The sequence below is a fragment of the Pseudomonas sp. PA-4-8C genome (assembly GCF_021606625.1).
In the GTDB taxonomy this organism is placed as follows: domain Bacteria; phylum Pseudomonadota; class Gammaproteobacteria; order Pseudomonadales; family Pseudomonadaceae; genus Aquipseudomonas; species Aquipseudomonas lactis.
Map to the genome: position 1 here is coordinate 1 of NZ_WKCD01000199.1, position 10,409 is coordinate 10,409.

Annotated in this window: 12 protein-coding genes; 1 reads left to right on the forward strand and 11 read right to left on the reverse strand. The window is 62.8% G+C overall.

Annotation, left to right across the window (positions count from 1 at the left end; all coding sequences use genetic code 11):
- The 11 genes from GIW04_RS22300 to gspE form a co-directional block, all read right to left on the reverse strand.
- Window positions 1-1,325: secretin N-terminal domain-containing protein (locus GIW04_RS22300; RefSeq protein ID WP_329607635.1), on the reverse strand; the 1,325-nt coding region annotated here is incomplete at its 3' end.
- A gap of 5 nt (window positions 1,326-1,330) precedes the next feature.
- Window positions 1,331-1,831: a general secretion pathway protein GspN gene (locus GIW04_RS22305; RefSeq protein WP_120248898.1), complete on the reverse strand. Its 501-nt coding sequence runs from the start codon at window positions 1,829-1,831 to the stop codon at window positions 1,331-1,333.
- A complete protein-coding gene (gene gspM / locus GIW04_RS22310) occupies window positions 1,828-2,430 on the reverse strand; it encodes a type II secretion system protein GspM (RefSeq protein WP_032896326.1) in 603 nt (200 codons plus the stop codon). The genes GIW04_RS22305 and gspM overlap by 4 nt, the downstream gene beginning before the upstream one ends.
- Complete coding sequence (locus GIW04_RS22315) at window positions 2,405-3,397, reverse strand: PilN domain-containing protein (RefSeq protein WP_034134233.1); 993 nt, start codon at window positions 3,395-3,397, stop codon at window positions 2,405-2,407. The genes gspM and GIW04_RS22315 overlap by 26 nt, the downstream gene beginning before the upstream one ends.
- Window positions 3,394-4,095 (reverse strand): general secretion pathway protein GspK, encoded by a 702-nt coding sequence (locus GIW04_RS22320; protein ID WP_120248899.1) that lies wholly within the window; start codon window positions 4,093-4,095, stop codon window positions 3,394-3,396. The genes GIW04_RS22315 and GIW04_RS22320 overlap by 4 nt, the downstream gene beginning before the upstream one ends.
- A complete protein-coding gene (locus tag GIW04_RS22325) occupies window positions 4,092-4,700 on the reverse strand; it encodes a prepilin-type N-terminal cleavage/methylation domain-containing protein (protein WP_094773847.1) in 609 nt (202 codons plus the stop codon). Before GIW04_RS22325 ends, GIW04_RS22320 begins: the two co-directional genes overlap by 4 nt.
- A complete protein-coding gene (locus GIW04_RS22330) occupies window positions 4,697-5,029 on the reverse strand; it encodes a type II secretion system protein (protein ID WP_034134230.1) in 333 nt (110 codons plus the stop codon). Before GIW04_RS22330 ends, GIW04_RS22325 begins: the two co-directional genes overlap by 4 nt.
- Window positions 5,026-5,451 carry a type II secretion system protein gene (locus GIW04_RS22335; protein ID WP_120248900.1) on the reverse strand — a complete coding sequence of 142 codons (426 nt, stop codon included), beginning with the start codon at window positions 5,449-5,451 and terminating at the stop codon, window positions 5,026-5,028. The genes GIW04_RS22330 and GIW04_RS22335 overlap by 4 nt, the downstream gene beginning before the upstream one ends.
- A 7-nt stretch (window positions 5,452-5,458) precedes the next feature.
- Window positions 5,459-5,869 carry a type II secretion system major pseudopilin GspG gene (gspG, locus tag GIW04_RS22340; RefSeq protein WP_019821138.1) on the reverse strand — a complete coding sequence of 137 codons (411 nt, stop codon included), beginning with the start codon at window positions 5,867-5,869 and terminating at the stop codon, window positions 5,459-5,461.
- 20 nt (window positions 5,870-5,889) lie between these two features.
- Entirely contained in the window at window positions 5,890-7,086 is a 1,197-nt protein-coding gene (gspF, locus tag GIW04_RS22345) for a type II secretion system inner membrane protein GspF (protein ID WP_003192476.1), read from the reverse strand.
- Window positions 7,083-8,780 (reverse strand): type II secretion system ATPase GspE, encoded by a 1,698-nt coding sequence (gene gspE, locus GIW04_RS22350; RefSeq protein WP_120248901.1) that lies wholly within the window; start codon window positions 8,778-8,780, stop codon window positions 7,083-7,085. The genes gspF and gspE overlap by 4 nt, the downstream gene beginning before the upstream one ends.
- Window positions 8,781-9,135: 355 nt before the next feature.
- Between gspE and GIW04_RS22355 the strand changes: the two genes are divergently transcribed.
- The coding region (locus GIW04_RS22355; RefSeq protein WP_236479198.1) for an McrB family protein at window positions 9,136-10,409 on the forward strand (1,274 nt) is incomplete at its 3' end.

Here is a 10,409-nt window from a genome sequence, read left to right on the forward strand (position 1 = left end):
GGGTTGTCGAGGCGTTTGATCGCCGCTTCGATCTCTTTCCACTGCGCCGGGCGGGTGCGTACCAGCAGTTGGTTGCTGCTCTTTTGCGCGGTGATGCGCGTGCCCGCTTCGAGGTCGCTGGTGGGCGGCGCCTGGGTGCTTTCGGCAGGCTCGGATTCAGGTTCTTCGGCTGCTGGCACCGGGGCGTTGGCCTGCAAACCGGCGCTGGTGGACGAGGACAAGGTGGTGGTACGCAACCCCGGCGCTACCTTCGCCGGGGCGTCATCCTTGATCGCGCCATTGCCGTAGATTTGCCGCAGGTACTTTGCGAGGTCGGCGGCCTTCATATTGCGCACGTCGTACACATACATCTGCGGCTCGTTGCCGCCGCCCTCGTCGATGGTGCGAATCCAGTCGCCCACTTCGCTGAGGTACTGGGGCTGGGAAGAAATCGCCACCACCGAGTTGGTGCGCTCCACCGGCAAGAACCGCAGCATGCCGGCCAGGGGTGTGCCACTGTCCGTGCCGAACATGGCTTGCAGCTCGGGCATCAGCTCGGCTACCGAGGCGCGTTGCAGGCCAAACACCGCCACCGACATACCCTTGAGCCAGTCCACATCGAAGGTGTCGATCGTGTCCTGGTAGTTGGCCAGTTCTTCAGGCGTGCCGGCCAGGCTCAGCACATTGCGCGCCGGGTCCACCAACAAAAAAGCGTTTTCACGGGCGAAGGGCTTGAGCAGTTTCTGCATCTCGGTGGCCGAGATATAGCGCAGTGAAAACAGACGTGCCGAGAGGCCGCTGGCCGGTTGCGCCACGCGCATCTGCGGCACCAGCTTGCCCGCCACTGCCTGGTTGGCCGGCAGGATCACATAGCGGTTGCCCTGTTTGATCATGGCGTTGTCGGTCCAGGACAGCAGGGTTTCGAGAATCGACAGCGCTTGCTGTTTGTCCACGGGTTTGGAGGTGGAGAAGCTGACAGTGCCCTTCACGCCCTCGGCGATGCTGTAGTTCTCGTGCAGCAAGTCGCCCATCACGCTGTTGATCACGGCCTCGATGGGCTGGCCGGCGAAGTTGAACACGATGTCGCCGCCCTGCTCCGGCACGTTTACAGGCGCCTTGGGCTGGCGCACAAACGCTTGATTGCCGCGAATCAACTGGCGCTGTGGCGGGGCCTGGGTGGCAGGGGGAGGGCTTTGAGCCACAGGCGTCTGAAGCGGCGGGCGTTGTGCGCCGGTGCCCTGCAGGGCCTCGTGCAGCAGGTCGTCGTCCGGGTCGGGGGTGTCGGGCAAAGAGCCACAGCCGCCCAGGGAGACGGCGGTAGCCAGGCAAAACAGCGAAGTGCGCATATCGATCAAGGGAGAGACTCGCGGGGATGTGAGATCAGGGGTAGCCGCTTACCGTAGAGGCTCAGGGTTTGGGTGCGCCCGCCCAGGGCAAAACGGGCGTATTGCGGGGTCAGGTGTTCCAGGCGCCAACCGTTGGGCAACGCTTGGCCCAAGCGCACCGTGAGCGTTGGGCCACCGGCTTGCTTGAGCATGGCCATTTGCAGGTTGCCGGTGATCATGATGCCGCTGAGGGTCAGGTTGGCCAGGCTCGCCACCTGGGTTTTACCCACCTCCCGGTCCGGGCGGCGATCCGGGCTGAACAGTGGCGCTTGCCAGGTGCTGGCAAGGTCTTGCAACGCCGGCGTGGGAGCGGCCTGCACCTGGAACGAGGGCGGCGCATGCACCGGTGCATCGGGTAACCACCGGGGGGCATCGCCGATGCTGCTGAGGATCATCGCCATCAACAGCCCCAAAAGCACGGCCACGCCGAGCCAGCCCCATTCCAGAGGACGCAATGGGCCGATCATGGTGCCACCCGCGCCGGTTGCAGGTAGCCGCGCACCAGCAGTTGCACCGCCAGCTTGCCTGCCCCGCCATTGGCCGGCGCCTGTTTGTCGCGACGAATATGCAGCTCATCGACGAACAGAAAAGGCGGCTGATATTCCAGCCCATGCAGGATCGCGGTCAGCGGTTCGATGGCGCAATTGAGCGTGAGGCTGACCTTGACCTGACGATAGGGCTCGCTGTCGTCCTGTTCAGGCGTGATCGGCTTGCGCTGGGTGAGGTTGCAGCCGCCGCCGAGGTTGGCGTGGCTGTTGATCAGGTCGGCAAGACGCTGCATCAGGTCGGCGGCGACCACGTCCGGGTCGTCCCCCGGCAACAGGCTGGCGCTGCTGGCCGGGTCTTGCTGTGCCTGCGCCAGCTGTTCGCGCAAGGCATCGCCCTGGCGTATGACGCTGGCATAGCGCTGCTGCTGTTCACGCAACTGTTCGGCCTGTTCACCCATGGCCCGCAGCGGGCCGGCGAACCAGCTGTCGATCAACAGCCAATAGGCCGCGCCGAGCACCAACGCCAGGGTCAACAAGGCGGCGCCGCGGCGTTCACGGGGTGTGAGGGGTCGGCGCATCGGCGGCCTCCTGGCGTAAGTGGGCACGCAAGGCAAACTGGTCTTTGCCGGTGCGTGCGTCGGGTTGGATCACCCCTTCGAATTGTGCGTTGTCCAAGCGCTGGCAGCCTTTGATGCGGCTGATCAGGCCACTGGCCTTGGCGCTCTGGCCGGAAAAACTCACTTCGCCGTCCTTGACGTCCAATTGGTCGAGCCAGGTATCGGCGGGCAGGCAACTGGTCAAGTCATTTAGCAGCGCAGCCAGGGGTGGTTGCGCCCGTTTGCGCTGGGACAGGTACTGTGCCGCACCACGGGTATTGAGCAGTTGCTGGCGCAGGGCGTGCACCTGGGCGACCTCAGCTTTTTGCTGTTGGACAGTGGCGCGCATGGTGTCGAGTACCCGCTGGCGGTCGTTGAGCCACAACAGCATCGCCGCGATCAGCAACGCGCCGCACAACCACGGCAGGCTGCGCTGCAATTGCTTGCCGGCGGGACGCGAACGCGGGCGCAACGGCGCCGGCAGCAGATCAATGCCTAAGCCCGCCACATCCACGCGGTGCGGGTACAGGCCGAGGGCGGCGCAGTCGGTGAGAATCTGGTCCAGGCGCTCGCGCAGGATCGCCACCACCCTCACCTCCAGGTGGCTGGGTGTGCGCCGCTCCTGACGGGCGACGAAGTAGAGCTGCTCGGCGTCAAACGGGGTGTAGCGGTCCAGTTCATAGCCAACCACTTCCATGAGGTTGCGTGCAGCGGCCAGAGGCAGTTGCACGCTTTGCTGCAACACGGCGTCGGGGGCAAGCATCAGCACCTGGCGCGCATTGCCTGGCACCACCGGCGCCGTCAGCGGCCAGTGGTGAACCTGCTCAGGCGGCTCCTGGAACGCCAGCCACTTCGGCACACAGCCGCGTAACTCCGTGAGCCACAAGCGCCAGCCTTGTTGCAGCAGGCTGGCGCGCCAATAGCGGGCAATCGGTTCGAGTTGAATCATTCTTGCCACCGCACCACCCGGTAGGGCTGTGCGCTGTCCTCCGCAGGGCTCAATAAAAGGGTGAGTCGCAGGCGTGCCTGATAGCCGCCGGGGCGCTCGGCGCGGCTGTCGATTTCCACGACCTGGCCGGGGTCGACGCCCTCGGCGTCCTGGCGTGGCAGGTTCAACGCCTTGCGCATCAGGGGGCTGGCGAATGCAGGAGCGGGCCGGTCGAGGTCGCTCCACAAGGTGATGTGTGGCAGCAATTGGCTGTAGAGCGCCTGGGTCATGCCGGGGAGTTGACGTACCTCCTCCAGCACCCGAAACGGCGCCTGGCCCTGATGGCGCCGAGTCTCAAGGGCTTTGGCCAACTGCTGGGCCTGGGCCGCTGTAGCGCCGCAGGCCAGGGCCAGGCGCGTGACGTCTTGGAGAGCGGCGTTGACCAGGTACAGCTTGCCGCGCTCACTGCGCACACTGACCTGCAAGCGGGCGTCCTCGAAGGTCAGCGCAATAGAACGCCCGTCCGCCACCCACTGCCCTTGCGCCATGACCTGAGCGATACCGGCCTGGGCGGCCAACAGTGTTTGGGTGTGCTGGCGCAGCCATAGCGCCTGGCGACTTTGCAGTTGCACCCACCCGGCCAGGCCCCCCAGCAATACGCTGAGCAGGGCCAGCACCCACAGCACCAGCAGCAGGGCCGCACCGCGTTGGCGCTTCATTCTTCGCTGCTCGCGCTGGACAGGTTCAGGCGCAACGCAACCACCTGAGTAACCCACGGCACCGGCCCGTTGACGGCGGCGTTGATGCGCACCGCTGTGGGCAAGCGCCGGGGCCAGGGCCACGGGCTCAACCAGTCGGTGGGCTGGCCCAGTGGCGATATACCGCGATAACTGAACTGCAGGGCCTGGACGTTATGCAAAAGCACCTGCGGCTCATCGCGTTGCGTGTTGGCCTGCGATGCCCTCTGTGAAAAAGCCACCTGTAGGTCCTGCCCGACCCGTTGCAGGGTAAAGCGCTGGATACCCCCGCCCAATACAGCGGGCAAGGTCGCCACAAACTGCAGCCGCTCCGGCGTGCCGATCAAGAAACCCTCGGCCTGGCTGTCGTCGTCAGTGAGTTTTAACGGCAGCGCCTCGCTGATCGAGGTGCGCAAAAACTGTTGGGCGGCGCGCATTTCATCCAGGCTGGCGGTGTAGGCCTGAGCCTTGGCCACCGCCCGATTGGCTCCCAGCAACGCTGCGCTCACCAGCAGCAACAACACCGACAGCAAGCTGAGCACCACGAGCACTTCCAGCAATGTGAAGCCCTGCTCACTGCGCTTCACAGGCGCGCCTTCAAGGTGCTGAAGTGCGCCTGATGGGCGCCTTCACGCACGTTCAGATCAAGACGAAACAGGTGCGGCTGTTGGCGGGTGCTGGTCAGTTGCCAATGGATGCCATCGAGTTGGCCTTGGCGGGTTCCTTCAATCAGCGGGCCGGCAGCTTCCTGGTCCAGCAGCGTGAGCGCGGCATGGGTGAGGCGGTCGCTGTGGGCCACTTGGGACAACGAACGCGCGCTCTGGCCGAAGGCAACCAGCAACACGCTGCTGCACACCGCCATCAACGTCAGGGCGGCGAGCATTTCCAGCAAGGTGAAACCGGCCTGGTGCTTCATGGCAGCGCCTTGGACTGCACACTGCCGGTGAGCCAGCCGATGTCGATGCGCCAACGCCGGCTGCCGTTGGCCAGCAGCAGGTTACCGCCGGTGGAACTGCCGTCGGGATAGAACACCACGGCGGCCCCGGCCTGCTCGGCACTGTGCAAGGTCACCTGCACCTGCGCCGGCCACTGCTGTGACGCACGCCCTGGCGCCTGGAACGTGCGGCCCTGGAGGTCGAATTGAGTGTGCGCCGCCTGGCCGCTGACGATCGCGCTCGCACGCGTGGCGCGCAGGGCCTCGACCATCTGCGCGACCACCCGCCGCTCCTTGGCCACCTGCAACCCTTGCCGTACACCTAGCCCCAACAACCCCGCCGCAATGCCGATCAATAGAATGACCACCAGCATCTCCAGCAGGGTAAAGCCTCGCTGGGCCACGGGCGGGTTATTCCCAGTTGCCCAGGTCGGCACTGTAGCCCTCGCCGCCGGGTTGGCCGTCCTGGCCGTAGAAGATCAGGTCGAAGGCCCCGTGCTCACCGGGGAAGCGATAGCCAAACCCATGGCCGAACGGGTCTTTCAACTCCGACGGTTTGGCGTAGGGGCCGGCCCAGTTGGACGCACTGGCGGGCTTGTCGAGCAGCTGTTGCAGGTTGTTGGGCGGCGCACCCACGTCCAGGGCGTAGCTGTCGATCTTCATGCTCAAACTGGCCAGTTGCGCCTTGCCCGCGCCGTACTTGCCCTTGTCCACATTGCCACCGACCTGGCGCACCACAATGGTCGCGACAATGCCCAGCAGCACAATCACCGCCAGCATTTCCAAAAGGGTGAAGCCGCCTTGGCGGTGTCGGGTTTTCATCGGTTCTGCTCCTTGAAAGTTCATATATGGCTGGTGAGGCTCATCAGCGGCAGCATGATCGCGAGCATGATCACCGCCACCAGCACCGCCATGACCACGGTGAGGGTCGGCACCATTGCCGCGAGCAAGCGTTCGATGGCGCGCTTGGCCTCGACGTCGAAAATGTCGGCAACCTTGAGCAGCATGCTGTCCAGTTCGCCGGCCTGTTCGCCGACTTCGATCATGTGCAGCGCCAGTTCCGGTAACAGCGGCTGGCGACCGAACGCATCGGCCAGGGTGCCGCCGCCCTTGACCCGTTGCGCCGCCAGCGCCACTTGCGCCTGGAGCGCACGGTTGCTGCAAACCTGCCGGGCGATCACCAGCGCGGGCAGCAGCGCCACGCCATTGCTGAGCAACGTGCCGAGGGTGCGGGCCAGGCGGGCGGCTTGCACCCGTTGCAACAGCGGGCCGATCACGCGGATGCCCAGCAGGTGACGGTCGTAACGCTCACGGCGCAGGGGGTCGCGCAGGCGCGCTGCCAGGACCCATCCACTGATCGACAACCCGGCCAGCACCACCAGGCCATAGGCGCCGAGGAACTCGCCAAGCGCCAGGATCACCTGGGTGATCAGTGGAATCGGTACACCCAGATCCTGGAAAATCGGCACGAATTGCGGCACCACATAGGCCAGCAACAGCGCCAGGGAACCCAGTACGCCCACCACCAGGAATGCCGGGTAGATCAGCGCATTGATCACCTCGCCGCGCAGCAACTGGCTGCGCTCCAGGTAGTCGCTGAGCTGGCGCAGGGTGCCTTCCAGCGCCCCGCCGGCTTCACCGGCGCGCACCATGCTCAGGTACAGCGGGGAAAACGTACCGCCCTCCTCCTCCAGCGCCGCCGACAGCGGTTTGCCGGCCTTGACCTGATCGCGAATGCGCTCGATCAAGGCCCGCACCTGGGGATGGCGGGCTTGCTTGAGCAACAGGTTTAAAGCGCGTTCGAGGGGCTGGCCGGCACCCAGTAGCGTGGCCAATTGCTGGGTAAAACTCACCAGCGCTGCGCCCTTCAACTGCCCGCGTGCCTGGCGCAACAAGGGGCCGCTGGCCGTTTCGATGTGCAGCAGCAACCAGCCTCGCTGATGCAAGACGGCGACGGCAGCGGCCTGGTCAATAGCTTGCAGCGTGCCGCTTTGGGCCACGCCCTGGCTGTCCAACGCACGGAACTTGAACAGGCTCACGCGTCGTCACCACGGGTGACGCGCAGCACTTCTTCCAGGGACGTGACACCGGCCAGGGCCTGGCGCAAACCGTCTTCATACAAGGTGCGCAAACCGGCGCGGCGGGCGGCGTGTTCGAGGCTGGCGGCGTCGGCGCGGCCCATCAGCAGGCCACGCAACTCATCGTTCATTACCAACAACTCAGTGAGGGCGCTGCGGCCGTGATAATCGCCGCGGTAAAGCAGGATGGGACGCTGCTCGGTCAGGCGATCCAGGCCGTGCTCCTGGATCAATTGCGCTGGGGCCTGGAAGGCCACGCGCGTGGCAGGGTCCAGGCGGCGCACCAGGCGCTGGGCGAGGATACCGCTGACCGTGGAGGCAATCAGGTAGCTTTCCACGCCCATGTCCAGCAAGCGCGTGATGCTCGCCGCGGCGCTGTTGGTGTGCAGGGTTGAGAGCACCAAGTGACCCGTGAGGGAGGACTGCACGGCGATACGGCAGGTTTCCAGGTCGCGGATTTCACCGATCATGATCACGTCCGGGTCCTGGCGCACGATGGCGCGCAGCGCTCCGGCAAAGTCCAGGCCGATGGCCGGCTTGACCTGGATCTGGTTGATGCCTTCAAGCTGGTATTCCACCGGGTCTTCCACGGTGATGATCTTGCGTTCAGCCGTGTTGAGCTGCGACAACGCGGTATAGAGCGTGGTGGTTTTGCCCGAGCCCGTAGGCCCGGTGACCAACAGGATGCCGTGGGGCCGCGCCAACAGGTCCAAAAAGGCCGCCAGGCGTGGGCCATCAAAGCCCAGGCTGGGGAAGTCGAACTGCACGGTTTGCCGGTCCAACAGGCGCATCACCACCGACTCGCCAAAGCTGGTGGGCACCGTGGACACCCGCAGGTCCAACGCCTTGCCCTGAATGCGCAGCATGATGCGCCCGTCCTGAGGCAGGCGCCGTTCGGCAATGTCCAGGCGAGCCATGATCTTCACCCGCGAGATCACCGCCGCCGACGAACTGGCCGGCGGCGCTTCGGCGTCGTGTAACACACCGTCGATGCGGTAGCGCACCTTGAGTTGGTTTTCGAAGGGTTCGATATGGATATCCGAAGCGCGCTGTTCCACCGCGCGCTGCAGGATCAGGTTGACCAGGCGAATCACCGGTGCTTCCGAAGCCATGTCCTTGAGGTGTTCGATATCTTCCAGGGCGCCCCCCTGCTCATCGAGGTTTTCGATCAGGCTGCCCATGGCGGAACGGCCTTGGCCGTAATAGCGCTCGATCAGCGCGTCGACTTCAGTACGCGAACCGATGGCCAGCCACACCGGCACCTCACAGGCATACGCCAGGGCCTGGAACGGATATAACTGCGCGGGGTTGGCGGCCATTACGCGCAACCCGCCCTGATGCCAACCCATGGGCACTACCTGGTAGTGACGCATGAAGCGCTCGGTGAGCAGAGGAAGCGGGTCGAGCAACGGCGGCGCGGCGTCGGCCAACAGCAGTGGCGCATCCAGCAAATCAGCCCAGGCGCGAGCCAGTTCGATTTCAGACACCAAGCCCAAGCGCGTGAGTAAACCGAGCAGGTCGCCAGGCTCAGTGGATAAACGCTGGGCGCGTTCCAGATCAGCGGTTTTGAGCCCGGCGTGCTGCATCAGCCACGCGCACACTTGGTCGGTGTGCGGGATGTGCAGATGGCAGGCATCGAGAGGCATTGACGACATAGTCTGAGGTATTTAACTTGCGAAAAAGGTATGGCTATTTGGAACTACCGGACAATACAAGCGCAGTGCCATTAGTTCCTTAGGCCGCAGTCGGAGTTAACTGGGTTAATCGACTGGAAGTTTCGGTGCTAGTTCCGGGAGCTCGGCAATAAAGGGAAATAAATAACCATGATCCAGCTCTGGCTCTCTACGCATCGCCAAACGCAAGCATCAAAAAACATTCGCCGTTGTGTATATTTTATTTAGGTGGCATCCATACGACCATCGAATGGGTACCCACCACCATAAAAAAATGGCATTTTGATACTATTCAAATTCCAAGCCCGTCACGTCGACAACAAGGAACGCACGTCAAATGGACTTTCCCCTTCCGCACCAACTCATCCTCTTCGGCCCGCCGGGTACCAGCAAAAGCTATTTGGCACGCACTGACAAGGCAGAGCGAGTCGATGCCAAGGGCAACAATGTAGTGCCGGTAACCTTTCACCCGGATTACAGCTATGGTGAGTTTGTAGCACGCTTGTTACCCCTGTCTGACGAAGGGTCGATCTCCTACACCATGTACGCAGGCCCCTTCATACGTGCGCTGTCCAGCGCTTACAGCTACTGGGCCAACCACGCCAACGGCCAAACGGTTGCCAATGTGGTGCTGTTGATTGATGAGATAAACCGTGGCAACTGCGCAGAGATCTTCGGCGATGTGTTCCAGTTGCTCGACCGTGCTGATGATGGATGGTCCAGCTACGAAATCAGCGTGTCAGACTTGATCATTAAAGCGCTGGACACCGAGTTGAAAAAGGGCCCGGTGACAAGGCAGCATCTGCCACAGGAACTCCAAACCCTGCTCGATGCCCGGCGCTTGAAACTCCCGCCTAACCTATTTCTCATCGCAACCATGAACACCAGTGACGAGTCTGTATTTTTCATGGATTCTGCGTTCAAAAGGCGATGGAACTTCGAATTCTGCCCGGCAAATTTTGACAATGTCCCGAGTGATCAGGCCACAGCAACGGTTACCGCATCGCCTGTGCGTAACTGGAAAATGGTTCTTAATGCGCTCAATGCTTTTATCCTGGCCGAGTGCCCATCCCGTAACATGGACGACAAGTTGATTGGCCCCTGGTTTATCAAGGCCAAGGCTGAGCCTACGCTAGGCGTGAAGTACAAAGAAAACATGGCCTTGCTCAACAAGCTGTCCAAAGGCGTCACCGTCGCAAACTCCGGCCGAGACAACAGCGACGCATTCGATAAAGCGTTAGTCGATTTTGTCAAAACACTGCCCCCGCTCGTCCAAGAGCGCATTTTTGCCTTTGCCCAATATGATGAAAGCGCTGCGCACAATAAGTTGAGAGCGATCGAGTACGATCAAACGTCTTCTTATTATCTTTCCAAGCGGCATAAACGCGGAAACGATCGGGTCATCGAGGTGTTCCTCGAGCACTTATGCAACCTCAACTCAGGCATCACCACTCATAAAATCCTCAACGCCGACATCCACGGCAAACTCTTTCTTTATCTGTGGGACAGCGTGTTCGAGCGGGACAAATCGCCCTTGGCAAAAAAGCTCGGCGTACCCACCGCCGACCTCCGGACATTTGGCCAGTTTGTCGACCACGCAGACCTCTTTAT